Source organism: Enterocloster lavalensis, assembly GCF_046603895.1.
Lineage (GTDB): Bacteria > Bacillota > Clostridia > Lachnospirales > Lachnospiraceae > Enterocloster > Enterocloster lavalensis.
The window spans coordinates 2,318,232-2,337,209 of the sequence record NZ_CP176637.1; the positions used below are offsets into that span (position 1 = coordinate 2,318,232).

Annotated in this window: 21 protein-coding genes and 1 pseudogene; 17 read left to right on the forward strand and 5 right to left on the reverse strand. The window is 48.3% G+C overall.

The genetic code is table 11. From position 1 onward, the window contains the following. The 6 genes from ACK2JC_RS10280 (at position 1) to ACK2JC_RS10305 (ending at position 7,114) form a co-directional block, all read left to right on the forward strand. Positions 1–267: a DUF4315 family protein gene (locus ACK2JC_RS10280; RefSeq protein ID WP_007709576.1), complete on the forward strand. Its 267-nt coding sequence runs from the start codon at positions 1–3 to the stop codon at positions 265–267. Then, a complete protein-coding gene (locus ACK2JC_RS10285; RefSeq protein ID WP_021749500.1) occupies positions 257–988 on the forward strand; it encodes a DUF4366 domain-containing protein in 732 nt (243 codons plus the stop codon). The genes ACK2JC_RS10280 and ACK2JC_RS10285 overlap by 11 nt, the downstream gene beginning before the upstream one ends. Then, complete coding sequence (locus tag ACK2JC_RS10290; RefSeq protein ID WP_021749501.1) at positions 985–3,060, forward strand: type IA DNA topoisomerase; 2,076 nt, start codon at positions 985–987, stop codon at positions 3,058–3,060. Before ACK2JC_RS10285 ends, ACK2JC_RS10290 begins: the two co-directional genes overlap by 4 nt. Continuing rightward, positions 3,057–3,425, forward strand: a complete 369-nt coding sequence (locus tag ACK2JC_RS10295; RefSeq protein WP_002584962.1) for a cysteine-rich VLP domain-containing protein — start codon at positions 3,057–3,059, stop codon at positions 3,423–3,425. Before ACK2JC_RS10290 ends, ACK2JC_RS10295 begins: the two co-directional genes overlap by 4 nt. Positions 3,426–3,549: 124 nt before the next feature. Continuing rightward, positions 3,550–6,900, forward strand: a complete 3,351-nt coding sequence (locus tag ACK2JC_RS10300; protein WP_021749503.1) for a YodL domain-containing protein — start codon at positions 3,550–3,552, stop codon at positions 6,898–6,900. Positions 6,901–6,904: 4 nt separating this feature from the next. Continuing rightward, positions 6,905–7,114, forward strand: coding sequence for a transposon-transfer assisting family protein (locus tag ACK2JC_RS10305; protein ID WP_002584960.1), 210 nt, complete (start codon positions 6,905–6,907; stop codon positions 7,112–7,114). A gap of 201 nt (positions 7,115–7,315) precedes the next feature. Here ACK2JC_RS10305 and ACK2JC_RS10310 read toward each other — a convergent pair whose 3' ends face one another. The 3 genes from ACK2JC_RS10310 to ACK2JC_RS10320 form a co-directional block, all read right to left on the reverse strand. After that, positions 7,316–8,650 (reverse strand): relaxase/mobilization nuclease domain-containing protein, encoded by a 1,335-nt coding sequence (locus tag ACK2JC_RS10310; protein ID WP_021749504.1) that lies wholly within the window; start codon positions 8,648–8,650, stop codon positions 7,316–7,318. After that, entirely contained in the window at positions 8,611–8,940 is a 330-nt protein-coding gene (locus ACK2JC_RS10315; RefSeq protein WP_002584958.1) for a plasmid mobilization protein, read from the reverse strand. Before ACK2JC_RS10315 ends, ACK2JC_RS10310 begins: the two co-directional genes overlap by 40 nt. Positions 8,941–9,141: 201 nt before the next feature. After that, on the reverse strand, positions 9,142–9,498 hold the full coding sequence (locus tag ACK2JC_RS10320; protein WP_002584957.1) for a helix-turn-helix transcriptional regulator: 357 nt from the start codon (positions 9,496–9,498) through the stop codon (positions 9,142–9,144). A 398-nt stretch (positions 9,499–9,896) separates the two neighbouring features. Here ACK2JC_RS10320 and ACK2JC_RS10325 point away from each other — a divergent pair, with 398 nt between their 5' ends. The 6 genes from ACK2JC_RS10325 (at position 9,897) to ACK2JC_RS10350 (ending at position 14,602) form a co-directional block, all read left to right on the forward strand. Then, positions 9,897–10,082: a cysteine-rich KTR domain-containing protein gene (locus ACK2JC_RS10325; protein ID WP_003431289.1), complete on the forward strand. Its 186-nt coding sequence runs from the start codon at positions 9,897–9,899 to the stop codon at positions 10,080–10,082. A 16-nt stretch (positions 10,083–10,098) separates the two neighbouring features. After that, positions 10,099–11,082: a 23S rRNA (adenine(2503)-C(2))-methyltransferase RlmN gene (gene rlmN / locus ACK2JC_RS10330; RefSeq protein ID WP_002584956.1), complete on the forward strand. Its 984-nt coding sequence runs from the start codon at positions 10,099–10,101 to the stop codon at positions 11,080–11,082. A gap of 473 nt (positions 11,083–11,555) precedes the next feature. Beyond that, on the forward strand, positions 11,556–11,993 hold the full coding sequence (locus tag ACK2JC_RS10335) for a sigma-70 family RNA polymerase sigma factor (RefSeq protein WP_002604474.1): 438 nt from the start codon (positions 11,556–11,558) through the stop codon (positions 11,991–11,993). After that, positions 11,977–12,219, forward strand: coding sequence for a helix-turn-helix domain-containing protein (locus ACK2JC_RS10340; protein ID WP_002604473.1), 243 nt, complete (start codon positions 11,977–11,979; stop codon positions 12,217–12,219). Before ACK2JC_RS10335 ends, ACK2JC_RS10340 begins: the two co-directional genes overlap by 17 nt. Positions 12,220–12,677: 458 nt before the next feature. Beyond that, a complete protein-coding gene (locus ACK2JC_RS10345; protein WP_002604472.1) occupies positions 12,678–12,851 on the forward strand; it encodes a transposon-encoded TnpW family protein in 174 nt (57 codons plus the stop codon). A 77-nt stretch (positions 12,852–12,928) separates the two neighbouring features. Further along, positions 12,929–14,602 carry a recombinase family protein gene (locus tag ACK2JC_RS10350; RefSeq protein ID WP_002604471.1) on the forward strand — a complete coding sequence of 558 codons (1,674 nt, stop codon included), beginning with the start codon at positions 12,929–12,931 and terminating at the stop codon, positions 14,600–14,602. A 7-nt stretch (positions 14,603–14,609) separates the two neighbouring features. Here ACK2JC_RS10350 and ACK2JC_RS10355 read toward each other — a convergent pair. Both ACK2JC_RS10355 and ACK2JC_RS10360 read right to left on the reverse strand, forming a co-directional pair. After that, positions 14,610–14,798 (reverse strand): annotated as a pseudogene (locus ACK2JC_RS10355) (recombinase family protein); the annotation flags it as partial. Between the two features lie 3 nt (positions 14,799–14,801). Then, entirely contained in the window at positions 14,802–15,056 is a 255-nt protein-coding gene (locus tag ACK2JC_RS10360; RefSeq protein ID WP_368272236.1) for a hypothetical protein, read from the reverse strand. Positions 15,057–15,320: 264 nt separating this feature from the next. Here ACK2JC_RS10360 and ACK2JC_RS10365 point away from each other — a divergent pair, with 264 nt between their 5' ends. The 5 genes from ACK2JC_RS10365 (at position 15,321) to ACK2JC_RS10385 (ending at position 18,966) form a co-directional block, all read left to right on the forward strand. Next, the gene (locus ACK2JC_RS10365; RefSeq protein WP_368272237.1) at positions 15,321–15,509 is read left to right on the forward strand and encodes a DNA-binding protein; all 189 of its coding nucleotides are present in this window, start codon (positions 15,321–15,323) and stop codon (positions 15,507–15,509) included. Next, positions 15,502–16,194 carry a response regulator transcription factor gene (locus tag ACK2JC_RS10370; RefSeq protein WP_368272238.1) on the forward strand — a complete coding sequence of 231 codons (693 nt, stop codon included), beginning with the start codon at positions 15,502–15,504 and terminating at the stop codon, positions 16,192–16,194. The genes ACK2JC_RS10365 and ACK2JC_RS10370 overlap by 8 nt, the downstream gene beginning before the upstream one ends. Positions 16,195–16,199: 5 nt before the next feature. Then, positions 16,200–17,117, forward strand: coding sequence for a sensor histidine kinase (locus ACK2JC_RS10375; RefSeq protein WP_368272239.1), 918 nt, complete (start codon positions 16,200–16,202; stop codon positions 17,115–17,117). A gap of 135 nt (positions 17,118–17,252) precedes the next feature. Beyond that, positions 17,253–18,179, forward strand: coding sequence for an ABC transporter ATP-binding protein (locus ACK2JC_RS10380; RefSeq protein ID WP_368272240.1), 927 nt, complete (start codon positions 17,253–17,255; stop codon positions 18,177–18,179). Then, positions 18,172–18,966 (forward strand): ABC transporter permease, encoded by a 795-nt coding sequence (locus tag ACK2JC_RS10385; RefSeq protein WP_368272241.1) that lies wholly within the window; start codon positions 18,172–18,174, stop codon positions 18,964–18,966. Before ACK2JC_RS10380 ends, ACK2JC_RS10385 begins: the two co-directional genes overlap by 8 nt. Positions 18,967–18,978 lie beyond the last annotated feature (12 nt).

An 18,978-nucleotide genomic window follows, 5' to 3' on the forward strand; every position in this document is an offset into this window, starting at 1 on the left:
ATGGCAAACACGAAACTTGACCGTATCGAAAGGGATATTGAGAAAACGAGGGCGAAAGTCCTTGAATACCAAAAAAGGCTGAAAGACCTTGAAGCGCAGAAAATCGAGGAAGAAAACGCGCAGATCGTTCAAATGGTGAAAGCGGTACACCTTGACGGGGCGCAGCTTGCCGCGTTCCTCTCCGCCTATGCCAACGGCGAAATCATTTTGCCGCAGCCGGACACAGACTATACCGACGAACAGGAGGAAACCGAAGATGAAGCATAAAAAACTGTTCCGCAGCGTTACCGCTTTGCTTGCCGCCCTTGTACTCATGGGCGGCTTTTCTGTTACCGCTTTTGCGGGCGGCGGTGATGTGAGCGACGAGCCGCCTACCCCCGTAACCGAAACCGAGCCGGAAGAAACGACGGGCGGCTATGAGCCGCAGCCCTTAACGCCGGAGGGCAACATGAGCCTTGTGGACGACATAACGGGCGAAGCGTCCGGCGATAAGCAGTTTATTACCGTCGTTACGAAAAACGGAAACTATTTTTACATCATCATTGACCGCGCCGAGGACGGAGAAAACACCGTCCATTTCCTCAATCAAGTTGATGAAAAAGACCTTTTGCAGCTTATGGAGGACGAACAGACCGAAGCCCCCGCTTGTAGCTGTACTGAAAAATGCGTTGCCGGAAGCGTCAACACCGATTGCCCCGTTTGCAGCGTCAATATGAGCGAGTGCGCGGGCAAGGAAGCCGAGCCGGAGCCGGAAGAAACCGAGCAGCCGGAGCCGGAGGAAGATAAAGGCGGCGGCATGGGCGGTGCTATTCTGCTTGTCGTGCTGCTTCTTGCCGCAGTGGGCGGCGGCGCGTTCTATTACTTTAAGATTATGAAGCCCAAAAAGGACGCGGCAAAAGGCAGCAGCAACCTTGACGATCTCGATTTTGACGAGGACGACGAGGACGAGGAAGAATTAGAAACCGAGCAGGAGGACGAGAAAGTATGAAACTTGTAATTGCAGAGAAACCGAGCGTCGGGGCGGCGATTGCCGCCGTACTTGGCGCGAATGAAAAGCGCAGAGGATATTTTGAGGGCGGCGGCTACCTTGTGTCCTGGTGTATCGGGCATTTGATTAGCCTTGCGGACGCGGCGACCTACAACGAGCAGTACCGAAAATGGAAGTATGACGATCTCCCCATTGTCCCGCAGGATTGGCAGTTTACCGTTGCCAACGGCAAGGAGCAGCAGTTTTCCGTACTCAAAGACCTTATGCACCGCAGCGACGTTTCCGAGATTGTCAATGCGTGCGACAGCGGGCGCGAGGGAGAACTCATTTTTCGCTTTGTCTATGAACAGGCAAATTGCAAAAAGCCCTTTTCCCGCCTTTGGATTAGCAGTATGGAAGAAAGCGCAATCCGCGAGGGCTTTTCAAACCTCAAAGACGGGCGCAGCTATGACAACCTCTATCAATCCGCGCTTTGCAGAGCAAAGGCAGATTGGCTTGTCGGGATTAACGCGACCCGCCTTTTCTCTATCCTCTATCACAAAACGCTGAATGTCGGCAGAGTGCAGACGCCCACCCTTACCATGCTGGTAAACCGCGACTATGCGATCAGCAGCTTTAAGAAAGAAAAATATCATGTTGTCCGTCTGGACGCGGGCGGTGTTTCGGCTTTGTCCGAAAGGTTGAACGACGAAGCGGCAGCGCAGCAGATGAAAGCGGCTTGCGAGAAATCGCAAGCCGTTTGTACTTCCCTCAAAAAAGAGAAAAAGACCGTTGCACCGCCGAAGCTGTTTGACCTTACCGCGTTGCAGCGCGAAGCCAACCGCCTGTACGGGTTTACGGCGAAACAGACCCTTGATTATGCGCAAGCCCTCTATGAAAAGCGGCTTTTGACCTATCCCCGCACCGACAGCAAATATATCACTTCCGATATGCAGGACAGCACAAAGGAACTCATTACCGGGCTTTGTTCGCTGCTTCCCTTTATGCGGGACGTGAAGCTGCAAGCAGACCTTACAAGGGTTTGCGACAACAGCAAAGTAACCGACCACCACGCTATTTTGCCGACAGCCGAGTTTTTGAAAACGGGCTTTTCTTCCCTTACCGACAGCGAAACAAAACTTATGACCCTTGTATGCGCGAAGCTGCTTTGCGCCGCAGCCGCGCCCTATGAATATGAAGCGGTTACGGCGGTTATCTCTTGCGGCGGTTATACCTTTACCGCAAAGGGAAAGACGACGCTTTGCGAGGGGTGGCGTGAGATTGAAAAGCTGTCCCGCGCCGCGTCCGAGGAACAGGACGAGGACGCAGAGCCGGAAACCGTTTTGCCGCCGCTTGCCGAGGGGCAGACCTTTGACAATCCGGCAGCGGAGATCTCCGAGTGTTACACGCAGCCCCCGAAAGCATATACCGAAGATACGCTTCTGTCCGCTATGGAGAACGCGGGCAAGGAAGAAACGCCGGAGGACGCAGAGCGCAAAGGGTTAGGCACTACCGCAACGCGGGCGGGTATCATTGAAAAACTCATTAGTGCGGGCTTTGCCGAGCGCAAGGGCAAAAAGCTAATCCCCACAAAGGACGGGTATAACCTTGCCGCTATCCTGCCCGACAGCCTTACGTCCCCGCAGCTTACGGCAGAATGGGAAACGCGCCTTACCGGGATTGCAAAGGGCAGCGACAGCCCCGCCGACTTCATGCGCGGGATTGAGGAAATGACAGCGGGGCTTGTCAAGACCTATTCCGCGATTTCCGAGGATAAAGCGAAGCTGTTTACCCCGCAGCGGGAAGCAATCGGCACTTGCCCCCGTTGCGGCGCGGCGGTTTACGAGGGCAAGAAAAACTTTTACTGCTCCGACAGGGCTTGCAGCTTTGTGATGTGGAAGAATGACCGCTTTTTTGAGCAGCGCAAAAAGGCTTTCACAAAGGCGATTGCCGCCGCCCTTTTGAAAGACGGAAAGGTAAAAATCAAAGGTATGTACTCGACCAAGACGGGAAAGACCTTTGACGGAGTTGTGCTGCTTGCCGACACAGGCGGCAAGTATGTAAACTTCCGCGTCGAGCAGAACCGAAAATGATAAGGCTTGATGAAAAGCAATACCGCGCCGTAAAGAAAATGACCCGCGCCGCTTGTGCAAACAACGATTGCGGGAATTGTCTGCTGCTGGACGACGGGGAAACTTGCGTGTGTGTGCAGAGTATCAGCTATTCGCTGTTATGCCGCTATTTCCGCGAAGCGGTATTACCCGCCGACAGGCAGCTTTGCGAACAGATCACCCGCAGCGGGGAAACCGATTTGAAGCGTTGCGCGGTATGCGGCAGCACGTTTGCGGCGGGCAGCAACCGGGCGAAATACTGCCCCGATTGCGCGGCAAAGATACGCCGCAGACAGAAAGCCCAAAGCGAGAGAAACAGGCGTTTACGGATAAAAACAACTACATAGCAAGCACAGCAAACGAGTACCCGTTTGCGAGAAATGCCCGCGCTTCCCATAGAGAGCGCGGGCATTTTGCTTGTTGGGATAGTCCCAAACCCTTAAAAATCGAGAAAGGACGTGATGAAACAATATGCCGTATTCTTCATACGACCATGACAAATTGGAAACCGCCGAAACCATGCGGATAGAACGCCGGATATATTTTGAAGCAAAGGACGGGGATATTGCCCCCTATGTTTCCTTGCCGCCGGAGCAGCTACACGCCATGCGCGAGGAAAGCGCGGCAGCGGAACAGGCGATTTTTAACGATCTCTCAAGCCGCGCCGCCGCATGGGAGGAACAGGCGGGCAAAACGCTTTTGCTTGACAAAGCGATTGAATACACAAGGACAACCGTTGTGCAGCACACCGCTAACGAGTGGCAGACCACCGAGCATAACCGCCATATTCGCAGCAACCGGGTATATCAGATGAATTACTACATTTACGAGAATACCCGCTACGACAAAGAAGCGCAGAAATCTATCCCGTATTCATGGACGCTTACATGGAGCGTGCGCACCAACAGCCCAAGCAGAACCCAAGCGAAGATTGCCGGACAAGATAGAAAGGTTTTCACCGACAAGGCAGCTATGGAAAAGTATCTGAATGGGCGTATCAAAGCGTATGACCGCTTGTTTACGGAAATCTCCCCGCCTATCCCGCAGGAGTACGCCGACTATTTCAAAGTAAACGGTATGCTCATGCCGGACTACACCATAGAGGGCGAAGAACCCCCGCAGCAGCAGCAACAGGCGGCAGCTATCCCCGAAACTACCGGGCAGGAAAAGGAGCGTGAACACATGAGCGAACAGTTTTCTATTATGATTGGCAACCGCAGCCGTTTTGAAGCGGGCGACCCAAGCGGCTATTGGCTGGATATGCCCGCCACAAAGGAGCAGCTTCACGAAGCCATGCAGAGCGTCGGCATTACCGCCGATAACCCGCAGGATTTTTCCATTCGCGGCTTTTCCGACGACCCGGAGAAACATATTGCCTTGCCTTATGAAATGGTATGCGCCGCCGACGTGGACGAACTCAATTTTCTTGCGGCGCGGCTCGAACAGCTTGACCCCGCCGAGGTTGGCAAGCTGAACGCAGCTTTGCAGCAGAAAAACGGGCTTGCAAATATTGGACAGGTAATTGACTTCACCTACAACGTGGATTTTTACGTCCATATCCCCGAAGTACATAACTACCACGATTTGGGCGACTATTACTTAAATCAATCCGGCATGGTACAAATGCCCGAAGAATGGAAAGGCGGCATTGACCTTTCTACTTTTGGCAGGAACGCTGCCGCGCAGGAAAAAGGCGCGTTTACCGAGTACGGCTATATCGTGGAAAGCGGCGACGAGTGGGAGCGTCAGTTTGAGGGGCGCGAAGTGCCGGAAGAATACCGCATTATGAGTTACCCGCAGCCGGAGCGCGGCGAACAGGACAAAGCCTATATGGACGCAGCCGAAACGCAGCAAGCAGACGCACAGGCCGCAGAGCCGCAGCAGCCCCGCCCCGTCGTCCCCATTATCCTTACTTCCGAAAAGCCCGCCGAAAAGGTAAAGGAGATCACCGCGCGTTTGGAACAGGGCGTACAGGCGATTTTTGACAGCGACCGCTACAAAGAGTTTCTAACCGCTATGTCAAAGTTCCATGATTATAGTTTGAATAACACTATCCTAATTGCTATGCAGGGCGGCAATTTGGTAATGGGCTTCCGTCAATGGGAAAAGGAGTTTGACCGCCATGTAAAGAAAGGCGAGAAAGGCATTAAAATCTTTGCCCCCGCGCCCTACAAGGTGAAAAAGCTGGTTGATAAAATCGACCCCGAAACGAGAAAGCCCATGCTTGACCGCGAGGGAAAAGTGGTAAAGGAAGAAAAGGAAATCACCGTCCCCGCCTTTAAGGTTATAACCGTCTTTGATATTTCGCAGACCGAGGGCAAGGAGTTTCCCGACCTTTCCGTTAAACCGCTGCTTGCCGATGTGGAGCAGTACGAGGATTTTTTCGCCGCCCTTGAAAAAGCGTCCCCCGTCCCGATTGCATTTGAGCAGATCACAAACGGCGCAAATGGGTATTTCAGTTTGACCGACAAGCGTATTGCAATCAAAGAGGGCGTGAGTGAATTACAGGCGGTAAAGACCGCCATTCACGAAATCGCCCATGCGAAGCTGCACGACGTAGACTTAAACGCCCCGCCGGAGCAGCAAAACCGCGTTGACCGCCATACCTGCGAGGTAGAAGCGGAAAGCGTCGCTTATACGGTTTGCCAGCATTTCGGCCTTGATACTTCCGATTACTCTTTCGGCTATGTGGCTGGTTGGAGCAGCGGCAAGGAAATGACCGAGTTAAAAGCGTCCCTTGAAACAATACAGACCACCGCAAAGGAACTCATTACCGAGATTGAGGGGCATTTTACCGAGTTGCAGCAGCAGCGGCAAGCCGAGCAGGAGCAGGGCGATACCTTTTCCATTTATCAGTTAAAGCGCGGGGACGAAACAAGGGACTTGCGCTTTGAGCCTTATGACCGTCTGCAAGCGGCTGGACTTACCATTGACCGGGTAAATTATGAACTCGTCTATACTGCACCGCTTACAAAGGATATGACGCTGGGCGACATTTGGGAAAGGTTTAATATCGACCACCCCGCCGACTTTAAGGGGCATAGCCTTTCCGTTTCCGACATTGTTGTGCTTCATCAGAACGACGAGGACACCGCCCACTATGTAGACAGTATCGGTTTTCAGCAAGTGCCGGAGTTTTTGCAGGAGCAGCAGACCCCCGTATTTGACAAGCTGCCGCCCGAACAGCAGCAAGCCTTGTCCGACACCGTACAAGACACTTTGCAAATGCTGGTTGACGCAGACAAGCGGATTTATGGCGACGTTACGGGCAAGACCCTTGAAGCAATCGCGGCGCAAGGATATTCCTACAAGGACGGGCAGCTTGAAAAGCAGCAGCCGGAAGCGACCCCCGACAGCCTTTTGACGGGTGAAACCGTTAGAACGCCGAGGGGCAATTTTCATATTACCGATATGAGCCGTGAACAGATCGAAGCGGCGGGATTTGGTTTTCACCATGCGTCGGAGGACGGGAAGTATCTCATTATGGGGAATGGCACACAGGCTTATGCCATAGCCGCCGAGCAGCCGCAGCGGGATAATCCCTTAAAGCACGTCGAGGACACCATAGAGCAGAACGACAACAATTTTGACGGGCTTATCAACAATACGCCGCAAACGCCCACCGTTGCAGATTTTGAGCAGCGGGCAAAGGCGGGGGAAGCGATTTCCGTTACCGACCTTGCAAAAGCGGTAAAAGCCGAGAAACGGGAACAGCCGCAGAAAAAACCGTCCATTTTGAAGAAGCTGGACGAATACAAGAAACAGGCGGCGCAGCAGCCGAAAGATAAACAGAAAGAGCATAAAAAGGATTTGGAGGTTTGATAGCATGAATACCCGCTTTACCATTGAGGAAGAAAACATTGTTGCGATCTACGCCGAGGACAGCCGGGAAACAACGCTTGAAAATATCCTTGCCGCCATGCCCTACATGGACGAGGATATGCGCCAGCTTGCCGCCGCAGCGGTGAACAAGCTGCAAGCCATGACGGACAGCGAGTTTTCCGAAAGGGAGTTTATCTTGACCGACGAGGAATAGCCCATAGAGAACAGGGGCGCGGTTGCCGATTTCCGGCACCGCGCCCCTGTTCTTTTTTTGTCCTTGCGTGGACAATTAGAAAGCCGTTTTTGCGGGTTTGAATATACTTTATCGTCTATGTCGTTTTCATGCGCTGGAAGCCGCAGAAACACAGGCGTTTTCAGCCCTTAACATTCCACTTGCCACCCCATGTTTTGCGCCTTATCGCTCCTGCTCCCGCGCCCTGCTTTGGGACGGGTAAAGAATACTATCGACGTTCTTTTTGACAACGCCGTATTCCTGCATTTGCTTCTTGGCTTGCCGATAATCTTCATACAATTTGGTTTTCCTGTCGTTTAAGCTTCTATACTCCTTGCGCAGCGCGGCGAGATCGGGCAGCTTCTTTATCTGCATTTCCTTTAATGCCCTTGCCGCAGCTTCAAACAGGATAATTTCGCTTTCATGCCCCCGCAGATACTTTTCCTTGTCCGGCGATTTTCGGTATTCATCGTAAATCGGTTTTAACTGTCGGTATGTGGTGGTGTGCTTGATAAGCAGCGACAAATCAGACATACGCTGTTCCACTTCCTTAACCGCCTTTGCCGCCGCGTCATGGGCGGTCATAATATCCGCAATTTTGCTTTCAAGGTCGCTATAATATTCAATCTTGTTTTCGGTCAAGAAGTTCATGCTTTTCGCAGCCTGTTTCAGATTATGGATTTTCGCCCACCGTTCATAGCCCGCCGATTGTTGGGCTTTGATACTGTTTTCAAGATCGACGACAAGCCGGATTTTCTTATCTTCCCGCAGCGTTTTTGTTTTGGCAACATACACGCCCTTGATACGCTCCTTTATCGCTTCTTCCGTATAGGCCGCGCCGAGCGTCTTTGTGCGGGTAAACCGTTCCTGTCCGGCAGCGCGAAAGGAAATGTATTTGCCCTGTTTGATTTCATACCCCATTTCCTGCAAGCGGCGCAGCAGTTCGTCAAAATCTTTCACTTGGGGAATGAGAGTATCTATCGCCGTTTTCAGCTTTGCTTTGTAGCTTGTCCCTTGCTTTTCGGCGGTGTATTCTGCATAGCTTTTTCCCTTGTCCTGTCCCGGTACGACGACGGATAGCCCATGCTCTTTACATATCCTGTCGCTGGTGCGCCGGATAAAGTGATAGCTTTGCTTGTTGGAATGGTACTTTTTGTAGTCAACGAAGCTAACCGCGTTGAAAATCAAGTGATTATGCAGATGGTCTTTATCGACGTGAGTTGTCAAAACAAACTCATACTTGCCGCCTAATACCGCCCCGGCAAGTTCCATGCCGATTTTGTGCGCTTCTTCCGGTGTGGTTTCTCCCACCGCAAAGGATTGTATCAAGTGCCGCCCTAAATGTGTGCCGCGATCTCCGGCAGCTTCCCGCGTCCATGCAAACTCAATATCGGCGGTTTCCAGCCCGCAGCCGAAAGAGGACGCAAGCAGCTTCCCGTCTGTCTTTTCGGGATTTAAGATATAGTCTATCGCAGCCTTTAAGGTTGATTTAATAGGGTGCGTCTTTGTAACCGCCATATCTCGTCCACCGCCTTTTTAATGTCCTCTATATCCTGCCTGTAAACCGTCCCCGTCGCATTGGCGCGTTTTGCAATTTGGTTGATGTTCCGGCTCACCGCTTGCAGTTCCCGGATATATGCTTTTGTGTCGCTTCGGTCAACGACAAGAATATACCCGTCTATCGCCATTTTACGGAAGTATGCCCCATACTGCTTTATGGGAAGCTGCTTCATCTTCTCGTCGATCAGCCGCTTTTCTTCTTCCGTAACGTAAAACTTCATCTGTATATTTCTCTTTCGGTTTTCCATTTCCGCACCGCCTTTCGGTATAAGGGTTTGGGATTATCCCAACAAGCATTTTCCGCAAACGGGTACTCGTTTGCTGTGCTTGCTATCTACTCCATACCCCCACCGAAAGGCGGTATTTGTTGCGCGTTCCTTTGATTTTGGACGCAAAAAAAGATTGCAGCCGCCATGCGCTGCAATCTCCCGATTTCTCATATTGTGAGGTTAATCCTCTGCTTTTTCGACTTCCGTTATCTCCCTTGCTGTTGCGGTTACAATCCGAATGCCTTTATCGCTCATACCGTCCAGCAGCGCGTCAAGCTGCCGCCGCCCGGTGGATTTCTCCGCATTGCTGTTCGGGAAGAAAAATTGATCTACCGAAATATGATACCGGGTTACAAGGTCATAGAATACCTGTAAACTCGGCTGTTGTCCCTTGTTCTCGATATTCGCAAGGTAGCGCGGGGAAATATATAACTCGTCGCTTACCTTTTTGCGGCTCTCGCCGTATTCATTTCTCGCGGCTTTTATAGCTGCCCCGAAAGCCTTAAAGTCGTACAATGGTACGGGTCTTTTTGCCATTTTCATTCACCCTGTTACATTTTACAGTTCACCTTTCTTTTTGGATATGTCCACACAATTCATATCATTAGGTTAAATACTTCCTGTTGTGTATTGACAGTAGACTGATTTTCTGATAAAATAAAATTTATGTAAAAGGAGGCGGCGTTTATGTTGCATAGCATGCGTATTAGATAAGCATTGAAAAAAAGGATTTTCCCATTTTCAACATGGGCTTTTTTGTCATGCTTATTTTGCGGATGCTATACAAAAAACTAACGACGTATAGATATAGTATAGACATAGTGCAAGCTATGCCTTAGTTTTGTTGTACTGCTCTGTGCATTATAAATGCAGGTCAATGCTCATGTTGAGGATTGACCTGCATTTTTTTGTGTAAAAAGGACGAGTGAAATATAATGCTTAAAAAATATTGGATAAAATGTCCGATTTGTAACGGAAAGACGAGAGTTCAAGTATTTCATAATACTGTATTAAAAGATTTTCCTCTTTTCTGCCCTAAATGCAAATTGACGCATATCATTGATGTAGAAAAATTAGAGATTGTAATCAAAAATACAGAAAAACAAACTTTTATTATTTAGAAGAAAGGATATAAAAATGAAACGTTTACCTAAATATACGCCTGCGGAAGTACGGAATGATCCATACGGATTTACTTACAAAGAAATGTCGGAAGTTATTGGCGAGAATGAAGCAAAAGCCTTATATGAAGAATTATATAAGCAATTACCACGCAAAAAAAATCTATCAATGTTGGTAAAAAATATTTGCAAAAGCAGTGATACTGAAAAGTATGTTTACGAACTGAAAGACAACAAATACATTGAAACGGTTTTTATCAAGCGGCGAGATGGTGGAACTGTTTGCGTGAGCACACAAGTCGGTTGTCCTGTTGGTTGTATTTTTTGTGAGTCCGGGCGAAATGGCTTTGTTCGTAATCTAACATCGTCAGAAATCGTACAACAGATTATATTGTTGCGTCGAAAAGTAAACCGTATCGTTTTTATGGGTATGGGAGAGCCTTTATTCAATTATGACAACTTGATAAAAGCAATCCATATTCTCCGAGATAGATATGGGCTCAACTTTCCAACCGACGGCATTACCATATCAACAGTTGGTCCGGTCGATCAATTAAAAAAATTGCGCGAGGAACATCTTAAAATTCAGTTGACAATATCTTTACACGCAGCAACACAATCTGCAAGAAATCGTATTATTCCTCACATGCGCATATATGCTATTGAAGATGTTGTTAAGCAAGCCTTATCCTATTCTGAAAGGCATAATCGCAAAATTGTCTTTGCGTATTTGCTTTTACCGGGTATAAATGACCGGCCCTCAGATGTAAGACAACTTGCAAAATGGTTTCGGGGCAAAAAAGTTATGATTAACGTGTTACAATACAACCCAACAAGCAATTCAAGAATTAAAGCACCACAGAAACGGGAAATAGTTGCATTCAAACATCAATTAGAGCAAGCAGGACTTGAAGTTACTATGAGAGTTTCTCATGGCAGAGAGATTAACGCGGCTTGTGGACAGTTAGCTAACACATATAATAAATTCAAAAAAAAATGATTAAAAGTGCCAGACGCATAGACGCAGAGCCGATAACGCATTAGGTCAAAAAACCTATGTGTTATCGGCTTTTTTATTTAATATTGCGCAAAAGCCGCTGTTCCCTATTATAGAATGGATTGCGGGTAGTGTATTAAAGTCGCCCTTTTTTAAGGATACGGCGGTATCGGGGAGGTATCGCCGTGTCCATTTTTATTTACTGTAACCCGCCTAATGCTTTGCGGTCAAAAAAAGCTATGCTCCGCAAGCGGGATATTCCGGCTATGAATGTGAACTGTCAATACATTTAGCTACTGCTTACATTTCCTTTGCGCCCGTCCGCGTCTTGCGGACGGGCGCATTTTGCTTTTTTCAACTTTTTTCTGAAAAGCGCACTCAAGAGCCATCTCCCGAACGGGTACGGAGCGAAAGGGGCAGAGAGGACAAGCCCTTAACTCCCGTCCTCTACTCCACGCGGGAAGGAGGTGAACTCTATGGAGCTATCTTCTTCCGACAAGGAAAGAATACAACATCAGTACGACGCATTAGCAAAGAAAACTTTGGTCGGCGAAGCGAAAAGCCACCGCCGCACTCTTGCGAAACGCGCAGCACGCGAAGTTACTTTTTCGGATTTGAGCGAAAGCGAACTCGCGCAGCTTTTCACAACGGACGAATACGAAAGCGATTATTTCCGTTTTCAAGTGTCCGGCTTTGATGTACTCGTCAAAAATGAACTGCTTGCCGAAGCCCTTAACGCTTTGCCCGAAAGGAAACGCGACATTATCCTTTTGTCCTACTTCTTGGATATGAGCGACGCGGAAATTGGCGAACTGCTGAATGTTGTACGCACGACGGTTTTCCGGCACAGGAAATCCGCGCTTGCGAAAATCAAACAGTATTTGGAGGGAAAAGCAGATGATGAATACCGTTAGGAAGTCTGAAAATCTGTTGCCGTTCCCTGTCATTTCCGCAGCGGCAAACGGCGACACAACCGCCATGTGCGCGATCTTGAAGCACTACGAGGGTTACATAGCGAAACTTTGTACCCGCACGCTGAAAGACGACGCGGGCAATACCTATTCCTATGTGGACGAGGAAATGCGTAACAGGCTGCAAGTGCGCCTTATTACCCGCACCCTTGCTTTTCATGTAGGATAATCTTTTAGCCCATGCGGGGAGCGTGTCCCCTTTCCACGCTTCCCGTTATGGGCTATTTGTCGTTCCGCAAAAGCATATCCGCTGTTGATGTGCTTTTGCAGGCCGACAAAGCCTATTGTTCTTTGACAAAGAAAGCGGCCTTTGGTGCGCAGCATAACAGGCAAACGGGTACATTCCGTCTGTACCGAGCCAGTCGGCGGGTACGCCATGACAGCTTTTCCCCGTAGGGGAAAAGCCGAGCGAGAACTACCGCGCCGTAAAACAGGTTTAGCAGCTTGTGGGCGACGACATACAAGGCGGCACAATGATACTCCCGCGTTGAACACCCTCAAAGTATTGCGCGGCGCACCCATAAGCATGGGCCGGGGTGAAACTCCCGTGAGGTTGCAGCTAACAACCGCCCGTTTTTGCCTTTTGACGAATATAGTTTATCCATACAGGAAAAGGAGGTTTTTCTAATGGATAAAAAACAGACAATTACAACCGAACGCAAAATAGGGAAAATCACCTATCTTGTTCAAGCGTTGCCGAGTGAAAAGGCAACCGATACAATCCATAAAAAGATTGAGAAACTCATTGTAAAGGATTTGCAGAAAAAGCCCGGAAATCCGGGATTTTTAGCGTCCGAGTAGTGCATTAGGCGGCGGGATATGGTATAATGATAGCAACACATTATACCTGTTTATTCGGCTGTCGGAAAGGAGGACTAATGTTACAGTCGAATAAAATCACCGCCCTTTACTGCCGTTTAAGTCAAGAGGATATGCAAGCCGGAGAAAGCGGAAGCATACAGCACCAAAAAATGATACTTCAACGCTATGCGGACGAACACCATTTTTTGAACACAAAGTTTTTTGTGGACGACGGATTTTCCGGCGTGAGTTTTGAGCGCGAGGGGCTGCAAGCGATGTTGCAGGAAGTGGAAGCCGGACGAGTGGCGACGGTCATTACCAAAGACCTTTCCCGTCTTGGCAGAAACTATCTGAAAACGGGCGAACTCATAGAGATTGTATTTCCCGAAAACGGAGTACGCTATATCGCGATCAACGACGGAGTTGACACAGCGCGGGAGGATAACGAGTTTACCCCCTTGCGGAACTGGTTTAACGAGTTTTACGCCCGCGACACAAGCAAGAAAATCCGCGCAGTTAAACAGGCACAGGCGCAAAAAGGCGAGCGCGTCAACGGGGAATATCCATACGGCTATATCCCAGACCCGAACAACCGCCACCACCTTATACCCGACCCGGAAACCGCGCCGATTGTCAAACAGGTTTTCGCTATGTTTGTTAGCGGTGTGCGTATGTGCGAAATCCAAAAATGGCTTGCGGAAAACAAAGTCTTGACGATTGGAGCGTTGCGCTATCAGCGTACAGGACAGGCGCGGTATCAGCGGGCAATGATCGCCCCCTATACTTGGCCGGACAAAACGCTCTATGACATATTAGCAAGGCAGGAATATTTAGGGCATACCATAACCGCGAAAACTCACAAGGTATCCTACAAGTCGAAAAAGACCCGGAAGAACGAAGAAGAACAACGCTATTTCTTCCCAAACACCCATGAGCCGCTTGTTGACGAGGAAACCTTTGAACTTGCGCAAAAGCGGATTGCTACCCGCCACCGCCCGACAAAAGCAGCGGAGATTGATATTTTTTCCGGCTTGCTGTTTTGCGCTGGTTGCAGACATAAGATGTATTACCAACAGGGCGTAAATATCGAGCCGCGCAAGTTTTCCTATTCTTGCGGCGCATGGCGCAACAGGGCAAGGACAGGCAGCGAGTGTACCTCTCATTATATCCGCAAAAACGTACTTCTTGATTTAGTGCTGGAAGATATGCGGCGGGTTTTGCGGTATGTTAAGGAACACGAACAGGACTTTATCTGTAAAGCTACCGAGTACGGCGACATGGAAGCGAGAAAGGCATTAGCGCAGCAGCAAAAGGAACTTTTCAAAGCACAGGCGCGTATGACCGAACTTGACACGCTTTTCCGCAAGCTGTATGAGGACAACGCATTAGGCAGACTGACAGATGAACGGTTTGTGTTTCTAACTTCCGGCTATGAGGACGAAAAGAAATCCCTTGCCGCAAGGATAGACGAGTTACAACAGCAGATCGCAACCGTTACCGAGCGAAAAAGGGATATATCAAGGTTTATTCAGATTGTCGGGAAATACAGCGACATACAGGAATTGACCTATGAAAACGTCCATGAGTTTATCGACCGTATTTTGATACATGAATTAGACCGGGAAACCAACACCCGGAAAATCGAAATCCATTACAGCTTTGTCGGACAGGTTGATACCGAGCAGGAGCCGACGCAAGTTGTCAACCATGACCGCCGCAACATGGTAGATGTAAAAAGTATCGCTATCTAACCTCAGCAAAAGTGACACCGGAAACACCGTCATCAATGAAAAATGTGGGATTGGAAAAATGATTGTCCGTTGCGTATTTGAGCAGGATTTTCTTCTGATTGGCAATGCTGTTGCTCTCGCCGTCCAGCGCATCCTCTTGGGACAGGCGGGCGTATAAAGCGGTGATGTTGTCGGGATAGTTTGTGTTTGCTGTCATGGTTCATTCCTCCTGTAATGAACGCCCGACAAACAGGTTGCTGTCCTTATTATACCGCGCTTTGTGGTCTTTGTCAGCATCTGTGATGGCTTCCGAGCGAATGAGCCGCACCATTTTGTCATAGAGCGCTTCCGTTCCGCCGCAGGAAGTTTCGATTTCAAAGACCGTCCCGCCGATCTTGTAGCAGATAGTTTCTTGCAGCGGATTTCCTCTTTTCGGAAGATAATCGTTCTCTTGTGCTTTTGGCTTCTGTTCCATTCCGTTCCCGTCCTTTCCGGGGAAGCCACAACAGAGCAAGCATAGGGAGTGTAGCCACACTCCCGCAAAATCTCCGTTTCCAGCCTGCTGCCGGAGCGGAGATTCTTGCCTGTTGGGAACTTCCCAAACCCTTGTTTTTTGCTTTGCCAATAATACGTTTACAAGGACGGAAACTGCCCGCTAAATGAAAACTTTTAATTTTACATTCCGTTTCTTGTATCATTCTTTTGTAAGAACTATAATACTATTATCGGAGGTGCGGACATGGATTACATAACAGTCAAGGAGGCAAGCGAAAAATGGGGCGTGACACCTCGCAGGGTAAATTATTATTGTGCCGGAGAGCGTATCCCCGGCGCTGTGAAAATGGCTGGTATTTGGCTGATCCCTAAAACTGCGGAGAAGCCGATTGATGGGCGGACAAGACAAGGGAAGGAACTGCGCCATGAATAAAATTTTGATTATAGATGATGACAGAGAACTGTGCGCTTTGATTAAACGCAGCGTACAAGCAGAAAACATAGAAGCTGATTTTTGTAATACCGGAAAAGAGGGCTTGCAGAAATTAAAAGAGCAGGAGTATCAGCTTGTAGTGCTGGATGTGATGATGCCCGGTATGGATGGCTTTGAAACGCTGGAAGAAATCCGCAAAGAGAACAGCTTGCCGATTTTGATGTTCACATCCAAAAATGACAGCGCTTCTAAAGTGCGGGGCTTACGGGCCGGAGCGGACGATTATCTAACAAAGCCGTTTGATATGGACGAACTGATTGCCCGTATTGCGTCCCTCATTCGCCGCTACACCCGCTTTAATCAGCAAACGGGAACTATGCAAAAACTGGATTTTGATGGGTTGCAAATTGACCTTGAAAATCGTTCTGTTACGACGGAAACCGGCACTTTTGAACTTCCGCCAAAGGAATTTGATCTGCTCCTGTACTGTGCAAAACATCAAGGAAAAATTTTGACAAAACAGCAGATTTATGAGGAAGTTTGGGGCGAAGAATATTTCTATGATGACAGCAATATTATGGCGATCATCAGCCGGCTTCGTAAAAAATTAGAAGTCAATCCTTCCAGTCCAAAGTATATCCAAACGGTCAAAGGGATTGGCTATCGCTTTAATAAGGAGGTGTAGCCAGTATGGAAATCATCGTTTTCTTGTCCATTGGGATTGCTGTTGTGGCTGTGCTGACTTCCATTGTTCTCATTCGGCGCGTAAAAAAGCAAATCGCAGAAATGACCGATGCACTGGTTGATGTGAAAAACGGAAATGGCAACCGGCGTATTTTATCTGCAACAAATGAACTGACAGCACCTCTTGCCTATGAAATCAATGAGATCGTTGTGTCCTATGAAAGCAGACTTTCAACTGTACGGCAGACAGAGGAAACCAACCGCCAGCTTATGACGAGCCTTTCCCATGATGTTCGGACACCCCTTACAACCCTCATCGGCTATCTTGACGCTGCACACAAAGGACTGGTCACAGGAAAAGACCGGGATGATTATATTGAAACCGCCCGCCGGAAAGCCCATGATTTGAAAGAGTATATTGATGTACTCTTTGACTGGTTCAAGTTAAATTCCAACGAGTTTGCTTTAGAAATCCAGAGCGTTGAGGCCGCAGAGCTGACAAGAAATATCCTGATTGACTGGATACCGATTTTTGAGGATAAACAGGTCGATTATGACATTGATATTCCAGAACAGCCTATCCGGGTAAAATTGGATATGGACAGCTATATGAGGATCATCAATAATCTCATTCAAAATGTAATCGCTCACAGCCATGCGAATAAAATCAAAATCGCCTTGTCAAAGAAGGAAAATAACATGGAACTGCTGTTGGCGGATAATGGGGTGGGAATTGAGAAAGAAGATTTGAAACACATTTTTGAACGGCTTTATAAGTGTGATAAGGGTCGGTCTGAAAAAGGCAGCGGTCTTGGTCTTTCTATTGTCCATCAGTTAGTAGAAAAGATGGGTGGAAATATAACAGTTGAAAGTGTACCGGGAAAAGGAACTGAATTTATGTTGCTTTTTCCTTTGGAGATTTAAGCGGGTTCCCGTCCTTGCGGCGGGAACCCTTGTCATTTTAGCCGGATTCTAAATTGCAAGGTTAATGCAAGGTTGCGGCAAGGTTAATGCAAGGTTGGCGTGATAGAATACCTTACAGAACAGGAGGTTTTGAATATGGATACAAATTACATCATTGAAACAAAAAATCTGACGAAGCAATACGGCTCTCAAAAGAGTGTGGCTGACTTAAATATCCATGTGAAGCGTGGGAGAATTTATGGTCTGTTGGGCAGAAACGGAGCCGGAAAAACCACTACCATGAAAATGCTGTTGGGCTTAACGAAGCCGACTTCCGGAGAGGTCAAAATCTGGGGAAAGTCTTTACAGGGGAATGAAAAGAAGTTGCTGCCCCGTATTGGCAGCCTGATCGAGTCCCCCGGCTTTTATCCCAACCTGACCGGCACAGAGAACCTGCGTATCTTTGCTACCCTGCGGGGCGTACCAAACAATCATGCCATCAAAGACGCTCTGGATTTGGTAGGACTGCCCTACAAAGATAAAAAGCTCTTTTCACAGTATTCTCTTGGTATGAAGCAGCGGCTTGCCATCGCTCTTGCTGTTATGCACGATCCGGAACTTTTAATTTTGGATGAGCCGATCAACGGTCTCGATCCCATCGGTATTGCGGAGGTACGCTCCTTTATTCGGAAGCTTTGCGATGCAAGAGGAAAAACGATTCTGATTTCCAGTCACATTCTTTCGGAGATTTCCCTGCTGGCTGATGATATTGGAATTATCGACCACGGCGCATTGCTGGAAGAAGAAAGTCTTGCCGAGTTGGAGCAAAAAAGCAGTAAGCATATTCGTTTTACGCTCTCTGATACTGCACAGGCGGCAAGGATTTTGGAACGCAATTTCCGTGAAAACCATTTCTCTATACAGGACGACCACAATCTGCGCCTGCACAACCTTGATCTGCCTGTGGGGAAAATTGTAACTGCCTTTGTAGAAAACGGATTGGAGGTATCTCAGGCCGCAACCTCAGAAGAAAGCCTTGAAGATTACTTCAAGCGTGTGACGGGGGGCGAAGGAATTGCTTAAACTAATCAAATGCGAATTTTTGAAATTAAAACGGAAGCCACTGGTATTGATTTCCCTGCTGCTTTCTGTTTTCATGCCATTGGCTTACGCTTTCTTTCTGGCAGATGTAAACACTGATGTGGATGCTGTAAATGGAGTGATGTCCAGCCTATTCCAGCTCAGTGCCTATTTGCTTTTGATGCCGCTTCTTGTGATACTGGCTTCCAATCTTCTGTTTGAGGAACTGGACAATGACACACTGAAAAATCTTGTTACCATACCGGTAAATAGAACCAAGCTGGTGCTTTCCAAGATGCTGGTTTTACTGTTGTTTGCCGTTGGCTTTATGGCAGTTGGAGGATTGGTAAATCTTGCGGTTTTGCTGTTTCAGGGCTGGGAGCCAGTTGGGTTTTGGACATTGTTTGGCGTTGGAATTGAAGAAGGGTTGATTATGTGGGTTGGCGCACTTCCCTGCATTCTGCTCGTTGTTCTTCTTAATAAAAACTATATCGTGTCGGTTGTGATTACCTTTTTCTATACGATTGCGAATTATATCCTTTCCATGAGCGATATGTTTCTCACCCAGCCTTTTGGTTTGAACATCGGAACCCTGTTTCCGGGGCCGCTGGCTTTCCGCTGGACATTCCAATTTTATGACCAAAGCCAGACCGGTGCGGAATTGGCAGACTTGTTGGAACGGATCAGTCCGTATTTCCTGAATAGTGTTCAGGTGTTCGGCGTGATTATTGTGGAAGCGATTGTATTTCTTGCGTTGATTGCGATGGTTTACCGGTGTCAGGAAATCTAAGGGGGTGTAATT

Excerpts from the sequence above, each read along its gene's own strand:
- ACK2JC_RS10280 (WP_007709576.1), top strand. The coding sequence starts at position 1 with ATGGCAAACACGAAACTTGACCGTATCGAAAGGGATATTGAGAAAACG.
- ACK2JC_RS10285 (WP_021749500.1), top strand. The coding sequence starts at position 257 with ATGAAGCATAAAAAACTGTTCCGCAGCGTTACCGCTTTGCTTGCCGCC.
- ACK2JC_RS10290 (WP_021749501.1), top strand. The coding sequence starts at position 985 with ATGAAACTTGTAATTGCAGAGAAACCGAGCGTCGGGGCGGCGATTGCC.
- ACK2JC_RS10295 (WP_002584962.1), top strand. The coding sequence starts at position 3,057 with ATGATAAGGCTTGATGAAAAGCAATACCGCGCCGTAAAGAAAATGACC.
- ACK2JC_RS10300 (WP_021749503.1), top strand. The coding sequence starts at position 3,550 with ATGCCGTATTCTTCATACGACCATGACAAATTGGAAACCGCCGAAACC.
- ACK2JC_RS10305 (WP_002584960.1), top strand. The coding sequence starts at position 6,905 with ATGAATACCCGCTTTACCATTGAGGAAGAAAACATTGTTGCGATCTAC.
- ACK2JC_RS10310 (WP_021749504.1), bottom strand. The coding sequence starts at position 8,650 with ATGGCGGTTACAAAGACGCACCCTATTAAATCAACCTTAAAGGCTGCG.
- ACK2JC_RS10315 (WP_002584958.1), bottom strand. The coding sequence starts at position 8,940 with ATGGAAAACCGAAAGAGAAATATACAGATGAAGTTTTACGTTACGGAA.
- ACK2JC_RS10320 (WP_002584957.1), bottom strand. The coding sequence starts at position 9,498 with ATGGCAAAAAGACCCGTACCATTGTACGACTTTAAGGCTTTCGGGGCA.
- ACK2JC_RS10325 (WP_003431289.1), top strand. The coding sequence starts at position 9,897 with ATGCTTAAAAAATATTGGATAAAATGTCCGATTTGTAACGGAAAGACG.
- rlmN (WP_002584956.1), top strand. The coding sequence starts at position 10,099 with ATGAAACGTTTACCTAAATATACGCCTGCGGAAGTACGGAATGATCCA.
- ACK2JC_RS10335 (WP_002604474.1), top strand. The coding sequence starts at position 11,556 with ATGGAGCTATCTTCTTCCGACAAGGAAAGAATACAACATCAGTACGAC.
- ACK2JC_RS10340 (WP_002604473.1), top strand. The coding sequence starts at position 11,977 with ATGATGAATACCGTTAGGAAGTCTGAAAATCTGTTGCCGTTCCCTGTC.
- ACK2JC_RS10345 (WP_002604472.1), top strand. The coding sequence starts at position 12,678 with ATGGATAAAAAACAGACAATTACAACCGAACGCAAAATAGGGAAAATC.
- ACK2JC_RS10350 (WP_002604471.1), top strand. The coding sequence starts at position 12,929 with ATGTTACAGTCGAATAAAATCACCGCCCTTTACTGCCGTTTAAGTCAA.
- ACK2JC_RS10360 (WP_368272236.1), bottom strand. The coding sequence starts at position 15,056 with ATGGAACAGAAGCCAAAAGCACAAGAGAACGATTATCTTCCGAAAAGA.
- ACK2JC_RS10365 (WP_368272237.1), top strand. The coding sequence starts at position 15,321 with ATGGATTACATAACAGTCAAGGAGGCAAGCGAAAAATGGGGCGTGACA.
- ACK2JC_RS10370 (WP_368272238.1), top strand. The coding sequence starts at position 15,502 with ATGAATAAAATTTTGATTATAGATGATGACAGAGAACTGTGCGCTTTG.
- ACK2JC_RS10375 (WP_368272239.1), top strand. The coding sequence starts at position 16,200 with ATGGAAATCATCGTTTTCTTGTCCATTGGGATTGCTGTTGTGGCTGTG.
- ACK2JC_RS10380 (WP_368272240.1), top strand. The coding sequence starts at position 17,253 with ATGGATACAAATTACATCATTGAAACAAAAAATCTGACGAAGCAATAC.